This window comes from Pedobacter sp. ASV1-7 (genome assembly GCF_040203335.1).
In the GTDB taxonomy this organism is placed as follows: domain Bacteria; phylum Bacteroidota; class Bacteroidia; order Sphingobacteriales; family Sphingobacteriaceae; genus Pedobacter.
The window spans coordinates 116,537-141,630 of the sequence record NZ_JBEHBV010000005.1; the positions used below are offsets into that span (position 1 = coordinate 116,537).

Annotated in this window: 21 protein-coding genes and 2 tRNA genes; 10 read left to right on the forward strand and 13 right to left on the reverse strand. The window is 38.1% G+C overall.

What is annotated here, in order from left to right; all coding sequences use genetic code 11:
* Positions 1 to 82: 82 nt before the first annotated feature.
* On the reverse strand, positions 83 to 2,125 hold the full coding sequence (locus tag ABDJ41_RS13085; RefSeq protein ID WP_349786496.1) for a M13 family metallopeptidase: 2,043 nt from the start codon (positions 2,123 to 2,125) through the stop codon (positions 83 to 85).
* A 37-nt stretch (positions 2,126 to 2,162) separates the two neighbouring features.
* Positions 2,163 to 2,624, reverse strand: coding sequence for a GyrI-like domain-containing protein (locus tag ABDJ41_RS13090; RefSeq protein WP_349786497.1), 462 nt, complete (start codon positions 2,622 to 2,624; stop codon positions 2,163 to 2,165).
* A 461-nt stretch (positions 2,625 to 3,085) separates the two neighbouring features.
* Here ABDJ41_RS13090 and ABDJ41_RS13095 point away from each other — a divergent pair, with 461 nt between their 5' ends.
* The 6 genes from ABDJ41_RS13095 to ABDJ41_RS13120 all read left to right on the forward strand — a co-directional run bounded on the left by ABDJ41_RS13095 (position 3,086) and on the right by ABDJ41_RS13120 (position 10,468).
* Positions 3,086 to 4,198, forward strand: coding sequence for a metallophosphoesterase family protein (locus ABDJ41_RS13095; RefSeq protein ID WP_349786498.1), 1,113 nt, complete (start codon positions 3,086 to 3,088; stop codon positions 4,196 to 4,198).
* 68 nt (positions 4,199 to 4,266) lie between these two features.
* Complete coding sequence (locus ABDJ41_RS13100; protein ID WP_349786499.1) at positions 4,267 to 4,875, forward strand: RNA polymerase sigma factor; 609 nt, start codon at positions 4,267 to 4,269, stop codon at positions 4,873 to 4,875.
* 69 nt (positions 4,876 to 4,944) lie between these two features.
* On the forward strand, positions 4,945 to 5,934 hold the full coding sequence (locus tag ABDJ41_RS13105) for a FecR family protein (protein WP_349786500.1): 990 nt from the start codon (positions 4,945 to 4,947) through the stop codon (positions 5,932 to 5,934).
* Positions 5,935 to 6,118: 184 nt separating this feature from the next.
* The gene (locus ABDJ41_RS13110; protein WP_349786501.1) at positions 6,119 to 8,764 is read left to right on the forward strand and encodes a TonB-dependent receptor; all 2,646 of its coding nucleotides are present in this window, start codon (positions 6,119 to 6,121) and stop codon (positions 8,762 to 8,764) included.
* A gap of 4 nt (positions 8,765 to 8,768) precedes the next feature.
* The gene (locus ABDJ41_RS13115; protein WP_349786502.1) at positions 8,769 to 9,566 is read left to right on the forward strand and encodes a DUF4249 family protein; all 798 of its coding nucleotides are present in this window, start codon (positions 8,769 to 8,771) and stop codon (positions 9,564 to 9,566) included.
* Between the two features lie 11 nt (positions 9,567 to 9,577).
* Positions 9,578 to 10,468: a sterol desaturase family protein gene (locus tag ABDJ41_RS13120; protein WP_349786503.1), complete on the forward strand. Its 891-nt coding sequence runs from the start codon at positions 9,578 to 9,580 to the stop codon at positions 10,466 to 10,468.
* Here the strand turns inward: ABDJ41_RS13120 and ABDJ41_RS13125 are convergent.
* The gene (locus ABDJ41_RS13125; RefSeq protein WP_349786504.1) at positions 10,465 to 11,364 is read right to left on the reverse strand and encodes a pirin family protein; all 900 of its coding nucleotides are present in this window, start codon (positions 11,362 to 11,364) and stop codon (positions 10,465 to 10,467) included. The two genes, ABDJ41_RS13120 and ABDJ41_RS13125, sit on opposite strands and share 4 nt — an antisense overlap.
* 10 nt (positions 11,365 to 11,374) lie before the next feature.
* Positions 11,375 to 12,268: a DUF3078 domain-containing protein gene (locus tag ABDJ41_RS13130; RefSeq protein ID WP_349786505.1), complete on the reverse strand. Its 894-nt coding sequence runs from the start codon at positions 12,266 to 12,268 to the stop codon at positions 11,375 to 11,377.
* 111 nt (positions 12,269 to 12,379) lie between these two features.
* Here ABDJ41_RS13130 and ABDJ41_RS13135 point away from each other — a divergent pair, with 111 nt between their 5' ends.
* On the forward strand, positions 12,380 to 12,991 hold the full coding sequence (locus tag ABDJ41_RS13135; protein WP_349786506.1) for a lycopene cyclase domain-containing protein: 612 nt from the start codon (positions 12,380 to 12,382) through the stop codon (positions 12,989 to 12,991).
* Entirely contained in the window at positions 12,984 to 13,220 is a 237-nt protein-coding gene (locus tag ABDJ41_RS13140; RefSeq protein WP_349786507.1) for a cytochrome b5 domain-containing protein, read from the forward strand. The genes ABDJ41_RS13135 and ABDJ41_RS13140 overlap by 8 nt, the downstream gene beginning before the upstream one ends.
* A gap of 57 nt (positions 13,221 to 13,277) precedes the next feature.
* Here the strand turns inward: ABDJ41_RS13140 and ABDJ41_RS13145 are convergent, their stop codons facing one another.
* Positions 13,278 to 14,198: a PfkB family carbohydrate kinase gene (locus tag ABDJ41_RS13145; protein WP_349786508.1), complete on the reverse strand. Its 921-nt coding sequence runs from the start codon at positions 14,196 to 14,198 to the stop codon at positions 13,278 to 13,280.
* 130 nt (positions 14,199 to 14,328) lie between these two features.
* Between ABDJ41_RS13145 and ABDJ41_RS13150 the strand changes: the two genes are divergently transcribed.
* Together ABDJ41_RS13150 and ABDJ41_RS13155 are read left to right on the forward strand one after the other, a co-directional pair.
* A tRNA-Asn gene (locus ABDJ41_RS13150) sits at positions 14,329 to 14,405 on the forward strand.
* 493 nt (positions 14,406 to 14,898) lie between these two features.
* Positions 14,899 to 14,975 (forward strand) — tRNA-Asn (locus tag ABDJ41_RS13155).
* Between the two features lie 301 nt (positions 14,976 to 15,276).
* On the opposite strand, the gene ABDJ41_RS13160 is transcribed toward ABDJ41_RS13155, so the two are convergent.
* Genes ABDJ41_RS13160 through dgoD form a run of 8 tightly spaced genes read right to left on the reverse strand, consistent with a single transcriptional unit; the run spans position 15,277 to position 25,092 of the window.
* Positions 15,277 to 16,770: a PQQ-dependent sugar dehydrogenase gene (locus ABDJ41_RS13160; RefSeq protein WP_349786509.1), complete on the reverse strand. Its 1,494-nt coding sequence runs from the start codon at positions 16,768 to 16,770 to the stop codon at positions 15,277 to 15,279.
* A 27-nt stretch (positions 16,771 to 16,797) separates the two neighbouring features.
* Positions 16,798 to 17,862, reverse strand: a complete 1,065-nt coding sequence (locus ABDJ41_RS13165) for a dihydrodipicolinate synthase family protein (RefSeq protein WP_349786510.1) — start codon at positions 17,860 to 17,862, stop codon at positions 16,798 to 16,800.
* 3 nt (positions 17,863 to 17,865) lie between these two features.
* On the reverse strand, positions 17,866 to 18,882 hold the full coding sequence (locus ABDJ41_RS13170; RefSeq protein WP_349786511.1) for an NAD-dependent epimerase/dehydratase family protein: 1,017 nt from the start codon (positions 18,880 to 18,882) through the stop codon (positions 17,866 to 17,868).
* A 27-nt stretch (positions 18,883 to 18,909) separates the two neighbouring features.
* The gene (locus ABDJ41_RS13175) at positions 18,910 to 20,115 is read right to left on the reverse strand and encodes an Nramp family divalent metal transporter (RefSeq protein WP_349786512.1); all 1,206 of its coding nucleotides are present in this window, start codon (positions 20,113 to 20,115) and stop codon (positions 18,910 to 18,912) included.
* Positions 20,116 to 20,165: 50 nt separating this feature from the next.
* Positions 20,166 to 21,737 carry an SLC5 family protein gene (locus tag ABDJ41_RS13180; protein ID WP_349786513.1) on the reverse strand — a complete coding sequence of 524 codons (1,572 nt, stop codon included), beginning with the start codon at positions 21,735 to 21,737 and terminating at the stop codon, positions 20,166 to 20,168.
* 25 nt (positions 21,738 to 21,762) lie between these two features.
* Positions 21,763 to 23,124, reverse strand: coding sequence for a neutral/alkaline non-lysosomal ceramidase N-terminal domain-containing protein (locus tag ABDJ41_RS13185; protein ID WP_349786515.1), 1,362 nt, complete (start codon positions 23,122 to 23,124; stop codon positions 21,763 to 21,765).
* Positions 23,121 to 23,894, reverse strand: coding sequence for an SDR family NAD(P)-dependent oxidoreductase (locus ABDJ41_RS13190; protein WP_349786516.1), 774 nt, complete (start codon positions 23,892 to 23,894; stop codon positions 23,121 to 23,123). The genes ABDJ41_RS13185 and ABDJ41_RS13190 overlap by 4 nt, the downstream gene beginning before the upstream one ends.
* Positions 23,895 to 23,913: 19 nt before the next feature.
* Positions 23,914 to 25,092, reverse strand: coding sequence for a galactonate dehydratase (gene dgoD, locus ABDJ41_RS13195; RefSeq protein ID WP_349786517.1), 1,179 nt, complete (start codon positions 25,090 to 25,092; stop codon positions 23,914 to 23,916).
* Positions 25,093 to 25,094: the final 2 nt, after the last annotated feature.

The following is a 25,094-nucleotide window of genomic DNA, read 5'->3' on the forward strand; positions in this document are numbered from 1 at the left end:
AAGAATAAGTTCAAAAATACTATCCATAAAAAATGTCCCAAATTGCATGCAATTTGGGACATTTTTTATGTGATAAATAACCTTACCAAATCTTAACTCGTTTCTCAGGAGCAAGATATAAGGAGTCAGTTGCTTTTACATTAAATGCTGTATAAAACTCAGGGATGTTCCTTACTACACCATTTACTCTGAATTGCGCAGGAGAATGTGGATCAGTTGCAACCTGGTTTCTTAAAGCTTCATCAGTAGATTTACTTAACCATGCCTGTCCCCAGCCAATAAATACCCTTTGCTCTCCTGTAAAGCCATCCATAACCGGAGCAGGCTTACCATTCAAACTTGCATTATAAGCTTTCAAAGCGATAGTTAAGCCACCAAGATCACCAATATTCTCGCCTAAAGTAAAGTCACCGTTCACATTTAAGTCCGGGAATACTTTAAATCCACTGTATTGTGCAATAAGCGCAGCCGTCCTTTTTTTGAACTCTTCATTGTCTTTCTTTGTCCACCAGTTACGCATTACTCCATCACCATCAAAAGTACTACCCTGATCATCAAAACCATGTCCCACTTCGTGACCAATTACAGCGCCAATTCCACCATAATTTACAGCATCTTCAGCTTTCATGTCAAAAAAAGGAGGTTGTAAAATAGCAGCAGGGAATACAATTTCATTCATAGTAGGATTATAGTAAGCATTAACCGTTTGAGGCGTCATACCCCATTCCGATCTATCTACAGGCTTACCTAATTTGTTAATGGTTCTGTTATATTCAAACTCTGCAGAACGTACATTATTACCATAAAGATCATTTTTAGCCACTTTTAATGAGCTATAATCTCTCCATTTATCAGGATAACCAATTTTAGGTGTAAACTTACTAATTTTAACCAAAGCCTCCTTTTTGGTCTCAGGGCTCATCCAATCCAGTTCTTTAATGCTGGTTTCATAGGCTTTTAACAAGTTCCCCACAAGCTTTAACATACGCTCTTTTGCTTCAGGTGAAAAATGTTTCTCTACGTATAGTTTACCTACGATCTCACCTAAATTACCATTCACTACATCAACCGCTCTGCGCCACTGTGGTTTCTGTTCTTTTATACCTTTCAAGACTTTGCCATAGAATTCAAAATTTTCTTTATCCAATTCTGAGTTTAAAGATGATGCCGCATCAGTGATTACACTCCATTTCAGATAATTTTTCCAGGTATCAATGGGTGTATTTTTCAATATCGCACTCAGGGCTTTTGTATAAGCCACCTGAGTAACCACCAAACTATCCTGATTTTTTATTCCTGCATCATTTAATAAAGTATTCCAGTCAAAACCAGATAATAATGTGCCCAGATCTTTAACAGCATATTTATTATACAAGCCTACCATATTCCTTGTTTCCTCCTTTTTCATTTGTTTAGAAGCCAACAAAGTTTCAAGTGCCATGATCTGTGCGGCTTTGATCTTTGCATCAGAAATCTTCGCCAGATTAAGCATATTTTCAATATGCTGAACATACTTTTCACGAATCTCTTTTGACTTCGCATCTGTTAAAGAATAAAAATCACGGTCTGGCAAACCTAAACCACCTTGCCAGGTGTATAACATATATTTTTTAGGATCTTTAAAATCTTCAATTACCCCCAGATTAAAAGGAATTTTACTACCTGTTTTATTTGCATAAGCAAAATAGCCAGCCAGATCCTTATTTGAAGATAATGCATCAATTTTTTTGAATTCAGCATCCAAAGGGCTTAAACCTATAGCATCTCTGGTTTTCATATCCATATATGATGCATAGTAATCACCAATCTTTTGTTCATCCGAACCATCCTTAGCTTCACTTTTAGCAGCATTTTCTATCAATGCTTTTACATCTTCCTGGGCTTGATCATTAATCATGTCCATTACACCATAACGAGCCTTATCTGAAGGGATTTTTGTATTTTTCATCCAGGCACCATTCACAAAATCAGTGAAATTATTACCCGGGACAACAGTCGTATCCATATTTTTAAGGATGATTCCTGACTGAAGCTCTTGTTTAACTTCAGAATTGCTGCATGCTGTCAGAAATAATGCACTTCCGGCAAACATCAGCAAGCCTGTTGATTTACTCAATTTTATCATAAGTTTAAAAGTTAGTACTTTCAAACTTAATAAAAAGTTATGGTCTTACCGCTAAAAAAATGTCTATCTCGGCAGCATCCGGATTACCTGATCGTTCATCATAAACCTCAAAATCAGTAGTATAAGCACGGGATATCTGAGAATTCCAGATATCGGTCCATGCATCAAAAACAATCCCTTCTGAAAGCTTACCCTTTGCAGTACATTTCAGATAGGTCCCTTCTTTTATCATTATTCCGGTTAATCCTTCAGGTATATAATCAAGATCTTCAACCTTATAACCAATCAATGTAGTATATGGCTGGGTGTAATTTCCCTCATATTCAGTATAAACACTATAAATATCATTATTTATTCGTCCCGGCACTTTTGCAGCGACATCTGTTGTCCAGAATCTTTCCCAGAGTGCAGGAATGTCTATCGAGGCCTTTCCTTCGGCATTACTGGTTCTTACTTTAATCCCTATAACAGGGAAGGATCTTAATACTTGAGTTTCCATCTTAATGAATATATAATTTATTAGTCATTCAGGTTTCCTGAATTCTTAAGACAAAATTACAAGCTATATTGACAGCCCTATGTCAGTCCGAAATAACAGAATCTTTTTGCAAAGAATTATTTGTAACAGTGTCCGGCTTTACTGCCACTTCGGTTGAAACAGTATTACTATTTGTCTCAGGAGCTCTCAACCGTACTTTAGTGTTATCGCAAGCACTCAAGCCTAGTACCAGAGCTGCCATAAAGATGATGCGTTTCATATAAATTATCAAAATTCGATTTCAAAATTAGAGAATAAAATCAGTTTAATGTTACAAGTGCAATCTTCTATATAACTTATTCTCTTTAAATTACACAGAAATTACAGTTGACTCTAAAACCAAAATAGTTAGCAATTATCAATTACTTAACAATACCTTAATAGTAAGCCTTTAACTTTATTGTAATCAGAAGCAAATGGTTATGATCAGTACAAAAGTTTTATATAGCGCTGTTTTAAAAACAGAAAAAATTGATGATGCTCATAAATTCCAGTCTTTGCCACAACCATCTGGCAGTTATCCGTATCGACTAAAAGTTGACCCTATTCACAATGATGAGAAACTTGTTTTCCATATGGTAGGCGACACAGCTGGAATAGGCAAATCTGATTTACAACAGACTGTTGTAAATCAAATGACAACTCAATATCTGAATTCAACACCTGACGAGCAGCCATCCTTCCTATACCATCTCGGCGACATTGTATATCACTATGGAGAAGCAGAACAATACGATACACAATTCTTAACTCCTTTTGAACAATACCCTGCCCCTATCTATGCTATTGCCGGAAACCATGACAGTGATGTGAATCCACAAAGTAAGGAGGCTTATGAAAGTTTAGAAGCTTTTTATACTACCTTTTGCAATACATGTCCAAAAACAATACATTTTGGAAATAACAAACACCGTAAAAGTCAGATCCAACCTCATGTTTACTGGACTATGGAAGCCGGCTTAGCAACCATAATAGGCCTATATACCAATGTCCCTAAATATGGCTGTATAAAAAAAGAACAAAGAAGCTGGTTTGTAAAAGAACTTCAGCATGCTGCTAAATTCAGTTCAGAAAAGGCCATTATTGTTTGTTTACATCATGCACCTTACTCGGCCGACTTTAATCATGGATCGAGCCCTAACATGATTGAGTTTCTGGAATCTGCTTTTGAAGAAGCAGGTGTAAAACCTGATATTGTTTTTAGTGGTCACGTACACAACTACCAAAGATTTAACAAACAATACCTAGATGGCAAAACCGTTCCTTTTGTAGTTGCAGGAGCCGGTGGCTTTGAAGAGCTGCATACATTGGCAGATCCCACAGATCCGGAATATTATACAGAAAGCCCCCTGTTTGATCAGGTCCATCTGGAAAACTACTGCGACAACAGGCGTGGTTTTTTAAAAATTGTAATCGAAAAAAATCCTTTTAGTTTTATTATAAAAGGAGAATACTACACGGTTTCTAACAAAAATTCAGAAAATAAAAACCATGCATTGTTTGATACCTTTATTGTAGATCTTACAGGTCGGTAAGCAGGGACAATTGCCATCTTATTTTTTTTGTTAAAAAAAATATCTAACATTGGGTGCTATAAACTCCCATGCATACGGACCGATCAGATATTACTGAGGACAATGAACTGCTGACCAGACTTAAGAACGGCGATGAACTGGCATTTGCAGAAATTTACAACCAATACAGAAGTAAAATGTACACTTATGCTTATAATCTTTGTAAATCGTCAGAAGAAGCGGAAGAAATTGTTCAGCAAGTATTTATTCGTCTCTGGCAAAAAAGAGAACAGATCAATACAACACTAAACTTTAATGCCTACATCAAAAAAATAACGCTGAACCATGTGCTGAATTACTTAAAAAAAGTGGCTAGAGAGAAAAGCTTACAAGAGGAGGTATTGGGCTATATTGAGGAGATTCGCAATACGACAGAAGACAACCTGTTGGAAAAAGAACTATTAAAAACCTATGATGAGGCAATATCCCTCTTACCCCCTCAAAAGAAAATCATTTATCAGCTTAGCAGAAATGAAGAAATGACCCATGATCAAATTGCTGAGAAGTTGAACATTTCAAAAAACACGGTAAAAAACCATATGGTGGAAGCTACAAAATTCATCCGCAGTTATGTAAATAAACATGGTAGTATGGTATGTTTCATTATTGCATCTTCAAATTATTTTCGTCCGCACTAGTCCCCTCCGATTCTTCAGTTGTATTATAATAAACGGGCAACGAAGCCACGTTATAAAAATCACAACACTGTGGAGGGAAAAGAACGATTTAAATACCTGTATAACCAGTACCTGCATAACCGTTGTACTGAAGATGAACTTAAACAATTCTTTAACCTATTGAACAAACATCATGATAAGGAGGAAATCATGGCTTTGTTATCCGACACATGGGACCAGACAGAAGCTCTCCCTGAAGAGGGGTTAGTACCACCATTTCTGCAACAATATACTAAACAGATAAAGCTGGATGTAAGTAATCATAAATATTACAGTTTAAAGAAATGGATTGGAGTAGCAGCTATACTGATTGCTCTGACAGGAATCTATTTTTACCAATCGAACATAACCAAACTATTCAATACAACAACAAAACACCAGCTTGCACGATCAACAACTGAACGGAGACAACTTCAACTTACTGACGGCACAAAAGTTTGGCTTAGTCCGAATAGTACACTCAGTTATCCTGCAAAATTTGATGATAATGAGCGCAAGGTAATTCTTGATGGAGAGGCTTTTTTCGAAGTAACACATGATGCTAAACATCCATTTATCATTAAGAGTGGCGAAGTAAGCACAACCGTACTGGGCACTAGCTTTAATGTTACAGCATATACAAATCAACACATCATAAATGTTACGCTGGTTACCGGCAAGGTAGCCGTTGCCTTAAAAGGCGACAACAACACCAAACGAGATACAATTACCGCAAACCAGCGCCTGATCATTGATAAAACAGCTTTGAGTGTCTCTAAGGTAAACTATCCGGATGCAGCAGCTTTTCTTAATAAGCGGTTAGGCTTATATGATTATAAGGGAACTGCGCTTCAGGAAGTCATTAAAGATCTGGAAAACCAGTACAATATTCAAATTGATCTTGATCATGATTTGTATACAAAAACTTTTTATGGAAGTTTAAATATGACCCATTCGCTAAATGAAACTTTAGACAAACTATGTACTGTAATGGAAACTAAATGGGAGAAAGATGGAGGAAAGTATGTTATCATAAAATAAATGCCTGGCAATGTAAGAACACAACCAGGCAAGTATCCAATTAATTTAATGCCCAAGCCTTGAGAACTAACGGGCAATTCAATCAATATCCGATTATAAAGTTATGAATCCTGCACAGATTTCCCGCTTTAAGGCCGAAATTATTTAATGCAGGTTTTGTAACCTTAACACACAAAACAATTATATGAAACTTAATGGATCGGTCAGATTCCTGACCCTTATTGCAATCCTATTACTACTGCTTCTTATGGTGCAAACCCGGACACACGCACAAGAACAGCTCGACAAAAAAATCTCGATTAGCCTGAAAAATGAGTCGCTAAAAGATGCTTTAGATAAAATCAGCAACACAAGTGGTATTAAATTCACATACAACGAACAAATAGCTGTGAGTAAAATAAAGATCAGTGTTGTTGCACAGAACAAGTCAGTATCTACAATTCTGACTACAGCCTTTACAGGACATCCACTCCAGTTCAGGGCCTTAGGAAAAGAAATATTTATACGCTTTGATTCCTCAAAAGAAAAAAAGCAGGAAGCCGGTCCGGCGGCAAATCCGGAAAAAAGCCAGGAAAAACATACTTTAAGTGGTACTATTAAATCGGCCAGCACAGGTGAAACATTAATAGCAGCAACTATTCGTGCTATGGATACCAAATATGCTACTCAAAGTAATGAATATGGTTTTTACTCACTTACACTTCCTCAAGGAAATTATACCATTACAGTAAATGCGATAGGTTCCAAAAGTTATAGAACAACAATAAACCTTCAAAAAAACACCAGTTTAAATGTGGCTATTGAAGATGACTTAAACGAATTAGAAACAGTAACCATTACTTCAAATGCAACAAAAAGGAATATAGACAACCCGCAGATGGGGATGGAACGCCTGAGTATCAATGAAACTAAAAATGTGCCTGTCTTACTTGGTGAACGGGATGTTATAAAAACTTTACAGCTTTTACCAGGTGTAAAAACTTCCGGAGAAGGAAGTGGAGGATTCTTTGTGCGGGGTGGTAGTGCCGATCAGAACATGATTCTCCTCGATGAAGCACCTGTTTACAATGCCTCGCATCTACTTGGATTTTTCTCCACCTTTAATTCGGATGCCATTAAGAATGTAACGCTTTATAAAAGCGGTATGCCTGCACAATATGGAGGCGGACTATCTTCAGTTCTTGATGTAAAGATGAACGATGGCAATAATCAGAAATATGGTGTAAGCGGTGGAGTAGGTTTAATTGCTGCCAGAATCAATGTAGAAGGACCAATTCAAAAAGAGAAGTCCTCCTTCCTCATTTCGGCCAGAAGAACTTATGCAGATATGTTTTTAAAATTATCAAGCGATTCAGCAGTCAGAGATGCAAAACTATACTTCTACGACGTCAATTTAAAAGCCAATTATATCCTTGGTGATAAAGACCGATTATTCGTATCCGGTTACTTCGGTAAGGATGTTTTGGGCTCCGACAATCTGATAGGAATAAATTGGGGCAATACTGCTGCGACATTAAGATGGAATCATGTTTTCAGCAATAAATTATTCTCTAACACTTCACTTATTTTCAGCAACTACAACTATAAAATCCAATCCACAGATGATGAAAGTTCGTTGACTTTATTCTCACAGATCAGAGATTGGAATTTTAAGGAAGATTTACAATGGTATGCGAATGAAAAAAATACAGTGAGCTTTGGTTTAAACTCCATTTACCATACCATAAAGCCCGGTGAAGTACAGGCCACCGGCAACTCGGGCTTAATCTCACAAGATCTTCAAAACCGATATTCATTGGAGAATGCCATTTATGCCAGCAATACCTGGAAAGCAAGTAATGCACTTAGCTTTACTTATGGATTAAGGGTTTCAGCCTTCAGCATACTTGGAAAAGGCGACTACTATACTTTAGATGACGGGGGTAATGTAACAGGAACTACCAGTTACAAAAAGGGGGAGTTTGTAAAAACTTATGTGAATTTAGAACCAAGAATAGCAGCTGCATTACAACTGAATGAATCAACAGCACTTAAAGCCTCTTATGTTAGAAATGCACAAAACCTACACCTGGTATCCAATTCCAATGCTTCCTCTCCAACAGACAGATGGGTAGCAAGCACCAATATCATCAAACCGGAATTAAGTGACCAGGTGTCTCTGGGCTATTACAAAAACCTGGGGAATGACAATTATGAGCTAACTGTTGAAACTTACTACAAGACACTTCAAAACCAAATTGACTATAGAAACGGAGCCGATATCTATACCAATAAACCTATAGAGACTCAATTACTATATGGAAAAGGAAGAGCTTATGGCGCTGAATTTCTATTGAAAAAGAAGAATGGTAAGTTAACAGGCTGGATTGCTTATACCATTTCTAAGTCAGAAAGACAGATAGATGGCATTAACGATAACAACTGGTATAATGCCAGGCAGGACAGAACCCATGATATATCATTGGTTAGTATGTATCAGCTTAACAAGAAATGGTCATTATCTGCCAACTGGGTTTTTGCTACCGGAAATGCGGTCACCTTCCCTATCGGAAAGTACAAGCTTCTCGGTCATAGCTATTTTAATTTTTCTGAACGTAATGCAGACAGGATGCCAAGCTATCACAGACTTGATTTGGGTGCTACAAAATTGTTAAAGCAGACAAAGAAATTCTCTTCAGAACTTAATTTCAGCTTATACAATGCTTATGGAAGAGAGAATGCATATCGCATCACTTTTAGAGATAAAGAAACAGACCCCAATAGAACGGAAGCCGTAAGAACAACATTGTTCAAGTTTGTCCCGTCAATTTCGTATAATTTTAAATTCTAGTCCTATGAAAATAATACTTCGTTTTATATTTTTACTCATCATTTCGACTCAATGGTCATGCGAAAAAGCAATAGATCTTAAACTTAAAGACAACGTACTCAAATATGTAATAGAAGGCACAATAACCAATGAAGCCGGCTCTTGCAGGGTATACATTAGTGAAACCAAAGATTTTGGAGATGACAATCAGTTTAATGGAATTAGTGGTGCTATTGTAAAAATTGAAAATAAAGAAATTACCATTGTGTTGACAGAAATAGAGAAAGGCATTTATGAATCCGCAGCATTAACCGGTATCCCCGGTGAGACCTATAATTTGACTGTAAATATTAAAGATCAGGTATTTAAGGCTAGTAGCACTATGCCGCAACTTGTTCCTTTTTTAGATTTCACCCTTAAGCCTGCTGATTTTGATACTACAAGAGTAACCCCAATGGTGAAATTTAAAGATCCAGGAGAAACTAAAAACTTTTATTGGTTTCAACAGTTTGTTAATGATAGGATACAGAAACAGTATAAAGTAATGAATGATGAGTTTACTACTGGACAGGAAGTTAACGACTATCTGGTATTTGAAAACGACACAAAAAACAAATCGCTGAATTTTAAAAAAGGTGATAAACTAACTGCAGAAATGCATTGCGTAGATGTTAGTGTATATACCTACCTGTTCAGCTTATTTAATGCCAATGGATCAGACAATGGTGCTGCCCCCAGCAACCCGGTGAGTAACATCAGCGGAGATGCTCTCGGTTTCTTTAGTGCACATACCGTACAACGAAAAACAATAACAATACCTTAATAAAAAATAAGATGATTGAATTTGATAAAAGTATAACCGTTGTTACTTTATTCGGCTTTGTCATTTTACTTAGTCTGGTTGAAATGTATTTTAGTTACGCCCACGATAGCAAACACTATCAGGGGCGTGACACCTTAACCAATATGTACCTTATGGCGATTGCATTTTTGGTTAATGTAACCACAAAAGCAGGCACTTTTATGTTGCTCGAATATGTTTATAGGTACCACAGGTTGTTTCAGATTACTAACATTTACCTCTACTGGTTAATATTAATCCTGGCTCAAGACTTTTTGTATTGGGTATTACATTACACAGGCCATTATGTACGTTTTTTCTGGGCCATGCACGTTACTCATCACTCTTCTCAATATTTCAACCTTACTACGGGCTTCCGTTCTACTGTATTCGAACCACTTTACAGAGTATTCTTTTACCTTCCACTCGCTTTAATGGGTTTTAGTGCATTCGATATTCTGTTTGCTTATCTCATTACTCAGATTTACGGTAACCTTGTTCATACCCAAACTATCGGCAAACTACATCCAATCTTCGAATATATCTTCGTAACCCCTTCCCATCATCGTGTTCATCATGCAAGTAACTTACGCTATCTTGATAAAAATATGGGTATGGTGCTAATCCTGTGGGATCGTATATTTGGCACTTTCCAAAAAGAAATTGATGAAGAGAAAATTGTCTATGGACTAACCAAACAACCCGAAGACACAGGAGCTTTAAATATTATCTTTCATGAGTTTAAAGCTTTACTAGCCGATGTAAAAAGAGCACCAAAATTAACGGACAAGATTAAGTATTTCCTTTATCCCCCGGGCTGGAGTCATGATGGCAGCACTCAAACCGCAAAAGCAATGCAACGCCAATTACTAAATACACCCTAGGGCTTATGCCGTTTTATATTTTCACTTTGCACTGGCAAGGGAACAAAATCAGTTTCGCCAGGTACAGGTTTAAAGGTTTGTTCCAACCACATTGTTTTTGCTTCTTCAATTCTTTCAGGGGTTGAAGCCACAAAATTCCAATAAATGATACGCCCTTCACTGAATGGTTCACCACCAAAAATATAGATTGTAGAATTCTCCAGCATTTCAAATTCACAGAGTTTGCTGTCTTTAGCAACCAATAATTGTTTAGGCACAAAAGTATTACCTTCACTCTCAATCCCCCCTTCCAGAATATACAAAGCACTTTCCCCGAATAAGTCTTTACCAATTTTAATACTTTGTCGGTCAGTTGTTTTTAATTCCAGGAAATAAAGCGGACTATAAACAGGCACATCCGATTTCCGCCCAAAAGCCTCACCTGCAATCAATTTAAAATGAACACCCTGATCTGTCCACTCAGGTAAGCCTTTTCCCTCTACATGGAAAAACTCTGGCTCCATTTCTTCCAGATGTTTAGGCAGGGCAACCCATATCTGGAGGCCGTGCATTAGTTTATCCGAATTACGAAGATACCTGGGGGTTCTTTCTGAATGCACTATTCCTTTTCCGGCTGTCATCCAATTCACCTGCCCCGGTTTTATTTCTATTTCTGTACCAAGGCTATCCCGATGCATAATACTACCTTCAAAAAGATAGGTAAGTGTAGATAAACCAATATGCGGATGGGGTGGTACATCCATATTTTCAGTATCACTCATGCATACCGGCCCCATATGATCTATAAAGGCAAAGGGCCCCACCATCCGCTTTTCACGAAAAGGCAATAATCTGCCAACCATAAAGTTGCCTATATTAGCTGGGCGTTCCTCAATAATAAGATTGATATTAGACATTGTATTTACCTTAAAATTTATACGTTAGGCCTGCACCAAAAATCTGTTTAACCTGCAAAGCTTTATGTCTTTCCACCACTCCATTTACTTCTTTGGCAATTAATGTTTTATCATCGTAAATCATCTGTACACCAGCATTTACAGTAACGAATTTATTCACCTTCATAAACAGATTTGCGGTATAATCAGTATAAATATTTTGTGGATTATCCAGATAATTAGAGTAGAGTTTTAATATATTTTCAAAACTGACATTTTCCATCAGATTAACCTTATAGTAAGCATCCAGTGAAGCACCAAATTCGAAACGCATGTTCTTACCTGGATCAACGCCGAAAGCAGGAACAACAGCATTGAGATCATCATCAAATACCATTACTATTCTTGAGGCTACGGGAGAGAAGTTAATCCTAAAATTATCGGAGCGCTTATAGGCGATACCTGGACCAAAAGTAAGATATGCCGGAGCAAAAGCATTCGATATTTTAGTTTTGTTATTCCCATCATATGTGTAACCTTTTGCAAACTGCGTTTGGAAATTTGCATAAAAAGTATACAACCAGTACTGAGCAGCTTTATAGCCCAACAAACTATTTAAAATAACCCTATCATCATTTTTACGTAACCCCAAATCATCCTGTTTACTTAAGCCATAGCCAACAATTACTTTATTATCCCAACTCCACTTGTCTTTTTTATAATTAAAATCATAATTAAAAACCAGGTTACCCGCAATAGAGTTTACCCCACCAGAAGACCAGTTAGAGAATGAACTTTGGTTTATGAGGAAAGTATTTTCTCCGTGAATAGTCCAGTTTTTAGTGGTATCTACCTTTGGTGCATCCTGGCTATACCCATATAAGCCTGCTACAACGAGCACAAATGAGAGTAATGTTTTTTTCATGGAGATAAAGTTTAATTAGATATTATTTTAAAGATATAAAAAATCCATTCTTAATTATAGACTTTAACCGTATCAAAATCATACTTTTGGGGCTGAACTTACTATTCCTACATGAACAATAGTTATCCAAAAGCATTTTCACTATCAGTTGCTTTAACAGGAATTTTCTTTTTCCTGATTACATATTTATTCAGTGTACTAGGAGTTCTATCGCTTAGTGGGCTTGGATTATTCGATCATCAGAACATCGGCTTTACACTTAGTATTATTGCTTTGCAGTTCTTTATTCCAGTTTTGGGTTTATATTTATATGATTTTTTAAACAATAAGTTCCCTGATAATAATTTAGACAGTTTTAGTCTTTCTTTGAGCAATCTTGTTCTCGGCATTTGTGTTGCGATGCTATTTTTTGGCTACCTTAAATTGTACACTTTAATTACATTTTTGATTCTATTTGCCTTATTGCTTTATATAGAATACAAAAACAAACTGCGCTTTATGTACAGATTCTATCGTACATATGCGACCTTACTTATTCCGTTTTATTTACTATGCATTTTCATCAAAAAACAATCTCAACTGATCTTCAATGAAGATGCGACATTAAAATTGAACTTGTTCTATTTACCTATTGAAGTATATTTTTATTTTATGGGAATGCTTTTAGCAGCGATCTATCTGTTCGAGTTTTTTAAAAGCAAAAAGCTTGGTACACATGGATAAACTTCCTTTATATACAAAACAACAGCTTGCCTTACGAAACGGACAAGATAAACCACAAATATGGGTAGCCTATAGAGGAATAATTTATGACGTTAGCGAAAGCAGATTATGGCGAAATGGGAAACACTATGAACATTGGGCTGGACAAGATCTAACAGATGAGTTACCTGATGCCCCACATACAGAAACCGTATTTGAGAAATTTAAAGTTGTGGGTAAATTATCTTGATATGAAAATGGCTATTCTTTAATTGAATAGCCATTTTCATATCATACTATTTTGCAATTACGCTTCGATAGTAAACGAACTTAAGTTTACAAATTCCTGGACACGAGCAGCAACTTCTGCTTCAGTAAGGTTTTTTATTTTCTCAGTTCCAAATTTCTCTACACAGAAAGATGCTAATGCCGACCCGAAGATAATTGCATTCTTCATATTATTGAAGTTCACAGTTCCAACTTTAGCCATATAACCAATAAAGCCACCTGCAAATGTATCCCCTGCTCCTGTTGGATCAAAAACCTCTGCTAATGGAAGTGCTGGTGCTGAGAATACTTTATCCTCATGGAACAATAAAGCCCCATGCTCACCTTTTTTGATGATCAGGTATTTTGGTCCCATTCCTAAAATTTTCTTGGCTGCTTTCACTAGGGAATATTCACCAGACAATTGACGAGCTTCTGCATCATTGATGGTTAAAACATCTACCATTTTAATGGTTTCCATTAAATCATCCATCATGATGTCCATCCAGAAGTTCATAGTATCCAATACAATCAGCTTAGGCCTGTTTTTAAGGCGATTAATGACAGTTTGCTGTACTATAGGGGTAAGATTACCTAACATTAAATATTCGCAGTCCTGATAGTTCTCTGGGATGATCGGGTCAAAATCTGCTAATACATTTAATTCAGTAGCTAATGTATCGCGGCTGTTCATATCATTATGATATTTTCCAGACCAGAAGAAAGATTTCTCTCCTTCTTTTATCTGTAATCCTTCAGTATCAATACCATGTTTAGTGAAAGTATCTATGTCTTCTTTATGGAAGTCATCTCCTACAACTCCTACTATTTTCACTTTATTATAGAAGTAAGAAGCAGCTAAACTTGCGTATGTTGCAGCCCCACCTACTATTTTATCCGTTTTCCCGAAGGGAGTTTCAATAGCATCGAAAGCTACAGTTCCTATGATTATCAGGCTCATATAAATTATTTAATTTTTTTTCACTGCAAATATTGCATAAATAAATTAAAACCCCTAATATTGCATTCCCAAAACGAACAAACGTTTATGTTCTTTAAAAGATCAAAAACGGCGTTTTGGCAACCAGCACTCCTTCTTAGCTCAGCTGGTTAGAGCATCTGACTGTTAATCAGAGGGTCGCTGGTTCGAGCCCAGCAGAGGGAGCCAAATACAAAGCCTTTCAGTTTTCACTGAAAGGCTTTTTTGGTTTTCATGCAAAATCCACATTTATGAGATCAAGCGGAATTTATGGGATCAAGGATCAAATTAACCTCATCACAATTATCGTTATTAGAAAACGTCGATTGATTATATTTGACATTGAAAAGTAACAGATATTGCACGAAAACTGCCTTAGAACTGCTTTAACACTGGTTTTCTACTGCAAAAGCAGTAGCCAACCAGTAACAGACCAGTATCTGACCAGTAGCAGAGCAGTAGCAGGTATACACTAAACTAACATTATCCCTTGCAAATAAAAAATCAATCTATTTTCATAATGGTTAAATATCAATTGATAAAAACAAAGATAAAACACAAGAAACAAATTATTTTAAAAATTCCCTAGCCAATTTGATTTATGTTTCTTACCTTCGTGCTCCCAAAGCAGATGAAAAGCTTCCTTTAAAGGAACATAAAGCATCGTTTTGGTAACCAGCACTCCTTCTTAGCTCAGCTGGTTAGAGCATCTGACTGTTAATCAGAGGGTCGCTGGTTCGAGCCCAGCAGAGGGAGCCAAATACAAACCCTTTCAGTTTTACTGAGAGGGTTTTTTGGTTTCTAAGAAAAAATTCACAATCAAGGTTTTGTATTCGTATAAGAACGTGTCAGATGCTTGTATTACGATAGCTTTACTAGGGGGTTACTAGGGGGTTACTAGGGTCTTTCTAGGGCCATTAACCCTAAAAAAGCCCTAGTAATACTTTAGTAAAATAAGATTGATGTTTAAATAAAAATAAACTCTAATAATTCCCTTTAAGATTAATATTTGGAAGATTACTCATAAGATTTTAATAACTAACACACACAAACAGCAGCACTACTTTCTGCCCTTTTTAATGTCTTCAGTTGAAACTGCATCTGCGCCTTGACCAAACTGCTTGCGCACATAAGTAAGTAGCACTGCCAACTCCTTATCTTCAATAAAAGAGAATTTAGGCATAGCGTTTCTTCCATTCATCACAGTATGAACCAATAGCTTTTTATCTCCAGTAACTACAGGTGATTTTAACAAAGCCGGGAACGTTTGATCAATCCCCTTTCCATCCTCTTTATGACAAGACGCACAGTAATTAGTATAAAGCAACGCTCCCTTATTAAGGCCTTCGTTTTTTTCATGGGCTATCACTGCAGATTGAGCTGCAGGATCCGAATCTTTTGCATCTAATCGATAGATTCGGATAATCCGATCATCATTTTTAGCAGGGGCAGCATTGGGGTTCCAATCGCGATTACTCGTAGCTATATACACATCCCCAGCAGGAGAAACACATACTGAACGCACTCTTCCAAACACTTTCTCAAAATAATTCACATCTTCAACGAGCTGTTCTCCATTAGCATCTAACGCTAAAGCGCGTAAACTATTTCCTTTTAAAGTAGTCAATAACAGATTACCTTTTAGTTCAGGGATTTTATCTGACGAATAATAAGCCATACCTGCAGGGGCAATTGTTGGCGTCCAGGCTTTTAATGGGGCAGTAACCATAGAGTCTTTAGCAAAAAGCTTTTCTTTATCTGTATCCACAAAGCCTTCTACAAATGGCCAACCATAATTCGCCCCCTTATGAATCAAATTAACCTCATCATCAGTTGCATCGCCATGATCTGAACAATACAACTTACCATTCCCATATACCAGTCCTTGAGGATTACGTAATCCCCAAGCCCATACCGGATTACCCTTAAAAGGATTATCAGTCGGAATGCTACCATCCAAATTATACCTCAACACTTTACCGTTTGGCGACTGCACATTCTGTGCATTGTCGTGCTGTGCCCCATCACCAGTAGAAATCATAACCTTTCCATCTGGTGCAATTACAATACGAGCACCAAAATGTGATGTCCAGGCCGGATACTCCAAAAAGACTACTGGACTTAACAAAGTATCCTTTTCTGCATTGTAGGTATACCTAACCACTTTAGATACTTTGCTTTTATCTTTTGAATAACCACTATAATTGATAAATACATAAGGATGAGCTTTCATATCCGGATGTAATGTCATTCCTAACAAACCTGAAGTACGATCACGAAACACATCATTAAGCAGTAACAACCGCTTGGTTGTACCTGTTTCAGGATTAACTTTACTTATGCTACCAGATTGTTCTGTATACCAAATCTGTTGATCAGCCCCCCATGCTATTTGCCAAGGTACATTCAAATTAGTAGCTACGGACTGTATACCAACTGTAGTATTCCCTATTTTGAACTGTTGTTCAGGTGGATTATTTAGTTTCGAAGAGTTACAATGAATAAATAATCCTGCCAAGGGCAGCAAAGCTATAATTCTAATTAAACGCATCATGCAATTTTCAATTTCAAAATCTAAACATTATTTCTTTGAGGCCAGAAAATCCTGAACAAAGGAATCATCCGTAAGATAAGGATAAGCCTGACATACACGGGTAATTTCTTCTGCCTGTCCAGGTGACAAATCTTCATCAGGATCAAGACACCATATGCCCTGAAGTAGCCCTTGCCTCTTCAGCACCTCATGAATACCGGGGATACAACCATGAAAACCATGTGAAGGATCGAATATTGATGCATTCATATCAGTCACAGCTATTCCTTTAGTTAATAACTCTGCCGCCCCTTCATAACCCGAATCACGGCATTGCTTAATCTCTTCAAAAAGTCTTACTGCAGCCTCAGTCCACACCGCCCAGTGCCCCAGTAAACCTCCCTCAAACCTTTTGCTAACTGTCTTTCCATCAATTTCAAACTGATATGTAGTCAATAAATCAGCTACAATATTATCATCATTACCGGTATATAATGTGATCTCATTATTTCGTTTAGAATGGCACACAGCCCTAACCATATCCAAGGTCTGATAACGGTTAAATGGCGCAGCTTTAATAGCCAGTACGTTTTCAATGTTGGCAAACTGCAACCAGAAGTCATAAGAAAAAATACGACCACCAACACTCGGCTGAAGATAAAATCCAAATACAGGCATAATTGCAGCAACAGCTCTTGTACGATCCAGAATTTCTTCTTCTGTTTTATCTTGCAAACCACCCATGCTCAATAATCCCAGATCATAACCATATTGAACTGCAAGTCCGGCTTCCCGAACAGCCTGATGCGTATCACCACAGATTCCAGCAACACTTATAAAGCTATCCTGAATTCCAGACTTTGCTATTTCTTCAGCAGCTAAGGCTAGTACCTTTTCGTATAGATTTACTTGTGGATTACGGATAGCAAATTGTGTGCTGTGCACTCCAACGGCCACTCCCCCAGCCCCTGATGCCAGATAGTATTGTGTAAGTTGTCTTTGATAAGCTTCATCTAACTCACGACCTGCGGTAAGCGCTAAAGGGTGCGCAGGAATTACGGTTCCCTGCTGAAGTATGTTTTGCTTTTTTTTTGATAATAACTGAGTTGCCATGTCTTAAAATTTACCTGATCTTTCCTGAAAATGTGTTGGTTTATTGAGCGCTTCTCCGCCTTCCTGCATCCAGGTTGCAGTAAGTTCTATAATCTCCCTTACGGTAACCTTTGGATAACCAAATAAACGATGACAAGTCGAAGCATTATTTAACAATGCTGTACCAGCACTCTCATGAACAAAATTTGGTTCCTTATTAAAGATTACCCCAAACTGCTCTGCAATCCATCTGGTAGATAATGTTTCAGGACCCGTTACATTTAACATTTTAGCCGGAGCTTCACAATGTAACAAGGAACGTATGGCAATTTCATTGGCATCGCCTTGCCAGATTACATTTACATTTTCTGTACGTAGATCTATAGGTTTACCACTAAGAACAGATTTTGCTAGTTCCACCATTACACCGTAACGAAAGTCAACAGCATAATTTAATCTGTAAATCAGCATTGGCGTATTGTTCTTTTGAGAAAAATATTCAAATATCCGTTCTCTTCCTAAGCAAGATTGCGCATATTCCCCTATAGGCTCAGGAGTAGTTTCTTCAGACACCCCTCCTGATGTAACGGGTACAAATGGCAAAACATTACCCGAAGAGAAAGCAACAATATTAGAATTTCGGTATTTTTCAGCTACACGACCTGGCAAATAAGTATTCATTGCCCAGGTAAACGCTTCATTACCTGTTGTCCCAAATTTATGACCCGCAAGGTAAATGACATTCGCAGCATCAGGAAGGGCCAACAGCTCTGCTTCATTCAACAAATCAGCAGCAATTGTTTCAACACCCGATGCTTCAAGTGTTGCACGTGATGCTTGATCTGAAAAACGGGACACACCGATTATTCTCTGCCCTGTACCAGCGACATCAACAGCCTGACGTGCTAAGCAAGCCATTGAAGGGCCCATTTTACCGGCGACTCCCAACAGCATTATATCACCTTTTATACGACTTACATCATTAATCAATGCATCAGAGGGCTTTAATATTTCTTGTTCTAGCAAGGATAAATTGTTCATATCATGTTTTTCTATATTGTTAATTATTTATTTCAAAAACAACTCATTAAAATTATAAAGTGCGAGTAAGGTTAAAACTAAAAGTCCAGCCGCACCTGCATATCTAACAAATGGTGTATTCACATGTTCCCCCATCAGATTACGATTATTTGAAAGCATATACATTGCAACTCCAATAAAAGGAACTAAAAAAATGGTTATACTTTGAGCAAAAATAATCAATTCAAGAGGTGGTTTTTCATATCCTATGGCTATAATGCTACCTATAACCATAACCATCGCTATAAAACCTTTTACTACTTTTGAATCCAGCTGACTACCATAGCCAAAACCATCAGAAAGCAAGGCACCTCCTATAGTTGCATTTCCAACTAATGATGAAAAAGATGCTCCAAATAAGCCTACTAAAAACAGAAGTGAGGCATTATGTCCAAAAAGCGGCTCTAAAGCAAGTGCCATATCTGAGGCCTTATTTACCTGAATACCCTGTTTATTTAATACAGCAGCAGCACAGATCATCACTACGGCACTCATTACACCAAGAACAATCATACCTACAAAACCATTACCGTTATCCTTAACAGAAGCAGGGTTCACTTTCTTTCGTGCCTGTACCAGATAAGTCTGATAAAAAGCACCAACAATAGAAAAACATGAGGCTGAAAAAGCAATTACAAGACCAGTTGAACCCAGTGGAAAAGACGGGACAAAACCTGTTATGATACCTCCAACGTCTGGCTTAACAAGGAACATTGTTGTCAAAAATGCAAAAAGCATTAAAGCTACAATAGCAATCATTAAACGTTCCAGTGTTTTATAAAAATCACGGAAAAACAACAATCCGATACTAATTACATTAAAAAGAATAATCCATGGTGTAGCTGAAGTACCAGTTGCTTCAGAAAGAGATATACCTATACCAATTGAATTTCCAGCCTGAAACGAAGTGGTTACCAAAAAAACACCAATCCCCATCAAACCCGATATCCATTTACCATATTGCCTGCGGATAGTATTTAACACAGATTCATCCGTAGCTAAACCAATCCGCGATCCAATAGAAGTAAAAATAATCATAAAGAAAATAGCTATAATAACAACCCAAAGCAAACTGTAGCTATACATTGCTCCCATCTTGGAAGTTATCGTGATTTTACTTGGCCCAAAAACAATAGCCGCAGTAACAATACCAGGACCAAGAGAAACCAGCCATTTTTTTAAAGAATTCGTCATACATTTCTATTTGTTAATTTTTTAAATCACTTCGTAAGTTTTTCGGAAATCTAAGCATACTTGATGTAAAAATAAAGCACCATTGCCGTAACAATTGCCCACCAGATAAAGGGATTACGCCAGCCACGCTGCTGCGCACGCTCAGTTATCGGTAGAGAAAGACTATCCGTTGTCCAGATTAATCCCACCAGATCGGCTGCTGGTTTTGGTTTTGTAGCAAGACTAACCAGTATGCAGCTAACCATACACGACCAGAAAACAATGCCCGTCCGATTAAAAAAAGGCATTCCAGGAAAGCCGTATTCAATCGCTAATGACAATGGAATGGTTAGTAATCCAGCAACTACAGCACCTGTATGTGTAGTACGCTTCCACAAAATCCCAAGCAAAAACATAGTAGCAATACCTGGCGTAAAATACCCATACGCATTCATTAAGTAAATAAAAATAGGCTTATGTGAGTATTGCGTTAATAATGCTGTACAAATAATACCCAAAGTAATAATGATTACACCTGTTATTTTACCAAACCGAACTGATTGTTTTTCGGTTGAATTTGGTTTGATATAAGGCAAATACACATCCATGGTTAAAATGGTTGTACAGGAATTTATTGCACCGGATAGGTGCGACATTACCGCAGCAATTAGCCCCGCCATAACTAAGCCAACCAATCCGGATGGCAGCAGATTCTCTACTAGTGTAGCAAATAATAAATCGGCTTTATCAAGATCAGGGAACAACTTAGCTGCAACTAATGCAGGAAATATGATCAATAATGGGAGTAAAAACTTCAGATAATCCCCAAAAATAATTCCCATACGTGCATGCCATTCATTTTTAGCCGCCAATGTCCGCTGTACTATAAATTGATTGGTAGCGTTGTAAAAAATACTGATACACAAAAGGCCACCAAGATACATTGTCCATGGAAAATCAGGATCACTTGCTGGCATCATTAGTTTCCAGTCTTTAGTTGTTTCCAACACTGCAGAGAATCCTCCTGCAGCATCTATTGTGGTATAAGAAAGGGCAAACATCCCCAACATTAGCACGGCTAATTGAACCATTTCAGTCCAAATTACGGCACGTAGACCTCCTGCAATAGTGTAAACACCTGTTGTGATAGCCAATATCAATACGCTTGCAACCATGGGAATACCCAGTAATGCTTGAAGTGACAATGCTCCTAAATAAAGTACTGCACTGATCTCAACAAAAATATAAGTAAGCAATACCAATACTGAATAAATGGTACGCGCGCCTTCACCAAAACGTTTCTGCAAAAACTCGGGCATGGTATAAAAACCATTTCTCAGATAAAAAGGTAAGAACACCCATAACAAAGCGTTGAAACCGATCAATATCGCACCCCATTCCGTTACTACAGCCACAAATCCACGGCTATATGCAACTCCCATTACACCAACCAGTTGGTGACTACTGATGTTAGCAGCAATAATACTTCCGCCGACCATCCACCAGGGAAGTTTATCACCTGCCAAAAAATAATCTCTCTTTGTACTACTGCCCTTTCTTGATGCATAAATACCAAGCGCAATAATTCCGATGATATAAATACTGAAAACGGCAGCGTCAAGGGTGGTAAAGTTTGAGTTCATACTGGCTATTTGGTTCTTTAGTTGGTTAGGTCATTATCTTGTTTGCTGTCTTAATTGCTATTGCAGTTAACTGCTCAAGCGCCCCGGCAGCAAAAGGTGTTTGCCAAACGGCATACATATTTTTATCGTACAAATCTTTTGGTGGAAGATAACCGGCGTAACCATTTACAATATTCATTACGGCTACAGGATAGGTCGGCAGCTGTTTACGAACTTCTTCCTGAAAAAAAGAATAAGCTTCGTTAGGCTGCCCCATTATACAAACATCCCCAAGCCTCCATACCCAAAGTGGCATGATTGACACGTCGCCCTCCCCTACAGTCTTACGTATCCCCCTCATGCGCCAGAGTCTCTCTTTAAGAACATGATCGGTACATTCACTCCATTGATCTTCTATCTCTTGCAATGAAGGCAATTCCTTTAAATTCATTGGAATATCTACCAGTTCAACTTTCAGTACTTCTGCCGGTTTTATAGAATGTTTTTTCCAGACCGCTAAAGGTGCGCCTGATTCAACCACCCTATCCAATGTAAGTCCGGTATTTGCTGGATACATAGCTTCCAGTACAGACAAAGCTGCATAACCTAACTGTCTTCCATAAATATCAGCCAGTCCACAATCTCCGGTATATTGTTCTGCGGGAGCCAGTTCACCAGAAGCCCCTTGTAAAAAAAGACATGGAGCAGCGCAATTCTCTTCAAGCAATTCGCGCATTGCACCAACATAATCAGGCGAAATGAGCTTGTTATCCCATGCCAACGTAGTTGGGTGACAAGCGTAATTTACAATCGTTCCGGTAACTTTCCCTCCTGCATCAACAATCCTGCCTACAAGCAGAGTATCATCTGCTGATTGTTCAGGGTTAAAACCTACCAATAACCTATCGCTATTGGAATCCGGTAAATCACGGTTTGTTGCCAGATCACATTTACCATACCTCAAGGAAAGCGTTGAGGGAGAAGCTGTTTTTATCGCCACCTGGATAGCAGAAATAGCCTTTTCTTTAATTTGTTTCAGATAAGGAACAATATGCTCACCACCTGGTTTAGTAGAATCTTCCGAAAACAAACTGGGTCCTGCATGAGTATGTGATAAGCAGAACATTAGATGTGAAGATTGGAGTCCAAAAGCATCAAGTATCGCAGTCCGCAATTCTATTTCATCAGCAGCACTTTTCCACCAGCCCATATCCGCTGAAATCAACACCAGCGGTTTATCTTGTTTTGTATTTTGAAAGGTAACACAACTAAGCTTAAGTGGTCTATGAATACCTTCAGCAACATCATGCAGTGCAGCTCCCCAACTTCTGGCATATATCCCCACAGGAGGCGTAATGTCTTCTTGAGCTACACCAATAATTCCGGTAAATGATTTATCATTAATCATAAGGAACGCAAAGAAAGTCCACCATCCATTAACAATGTACTCCCAGTAATATGCTCATTACTTGGGTGACATAAATGAACCACTTGTTGTGCAACAGCGGTAGCACTCATAATCTTACCAATAGGTACCTTTTTAGCGGCTTCCTGAATAAGCACAGGATTTTTAGCCCATATTTCAGCACTCAGGCCTGCTTCCACATAACCAGGTGCAACCTCATTTACCATAATACCATGAGGTGCCAGTTCAAGCGCCATACACTTGCAAAGCATTCTTAAACCAGCCTTTGATACACAATAAGCAGGGAGTCCGGGATGAACAGCTTCAGCAGCCCAGCTACCAATAAATATAACATGACCTTTCATATCAGCCTCAACCATCCTTTTTGTTGCTTTTTGTGTGAGGTTAAATGCTCCATCCAGATTGACACGAAGCTCTCGCGACCATTCTTCAGGTCTTATCTCATGAATAGATGCCTGAGTTACCGTGGCGGCATTAGAAATGATCAAAACAGGCAGGCCTAATTGCTGCTCCACATCCTTCAACCATTTATCAACCGCAATTGAATCTGAAATATCAACCTGAGTATAATAAGAGGAAACATTATATTCTTGCTTCAGCTTATCTAAAAATGCATGTGCATCCTTCTCATCCTGTAGATCACCAATAGCTATAGCTGCCCCTTGTTTGGCAAACTCCAGGCAAATGGCCCGGCCAATATCTCCAAGACCTCCACTAATTACAAGGACTTTATGCTGAAACAATTTTTCCATATATCTCTATTGCTTTGAATTACCAATCGCCAACACTACCGTCTTTATAAAATGTTCTTTGTAACACTTCCTGTTCAAACGGATGCTTTTTAACTTCCTCTTCATTGATTTCGATTCCAAGTCCCGGACGCGTATTTGGACGAACAATTCTACCTTTTTTCTCTACCGTAAATCCTTCACTTACCACATCAGCACGCCAAGGCACATCATTATGTACACTTTCGCAAATGATATATCCAGGTGTCGCAAAACCGAATTCAATAGAAGCGGCAGTACTTACAGGTCCTTGCGGATTATGTGGCGCAATGGAAATCCGATAGGCTTCTGCCATTGCAGCAATGCGTCTAACCTCACTCAATCCACCACAATGCGTAATATCAGGCTGAATAACACTCACAGCTCTCTTTTCAAATAGCTCCCTGAATGCATGTATAGTTACCAACCTTTCACCGCTAGCAATTGGAGTAGATACCGCTCTCTGAATTAAAGCGATATCATCAATACTTTCAGGCCAGCATGGTTCTTCGAAAAAGTATAGACCATAAGGTTCCAATGCCTTAGCAAACTGCATTCCCATACGTGGGCTGGGACGAGCATGGCAATCTACCATGATATCAATATTATTCCCTACAGCTTCCCGCATTGATTTAACACAAGCTTCTGCATAATGTATAGGTTTTAATCCTTCTAAAGGCATCGTTTCTGGGACAGCCATAGATTTGAAGGCGGTAAACCCATCTTCCACTGCCTGCTTTGCCAATTCACCAAATCGATTAACATCATCAGGACGTGTTTGATAGAAATCTTCCATTTTCCCACCACCAAGGTGACAGTACAATCTGATATAATCACGTACCCGACCTCCCCATAGTTCATGAGTAGGAACCCCATGTATTTTACCTGCAATATCCCATAATGCAATATCAATTCCACTGATTGCAGTTCCTCTTACAATACCGTTACCATGCCAAAAATGCTGTCTGTACATCATTTGCCATAAGTGTTCTATTCGACGGGGATCTTCACCTATAAGCAATTGTGATAAATCTTCAATAGCACCTACAACACTACGGGTATGCCACTCAAGCGTAGCCTCACCCCAACCCCAAAGACCGGGCTGATCAGTTACAATCTTTACAAAGATCCAGTTCCTCATGCGTGCATGGCACACAAAAGTTTCTATAGCTGTTATTTTCATCC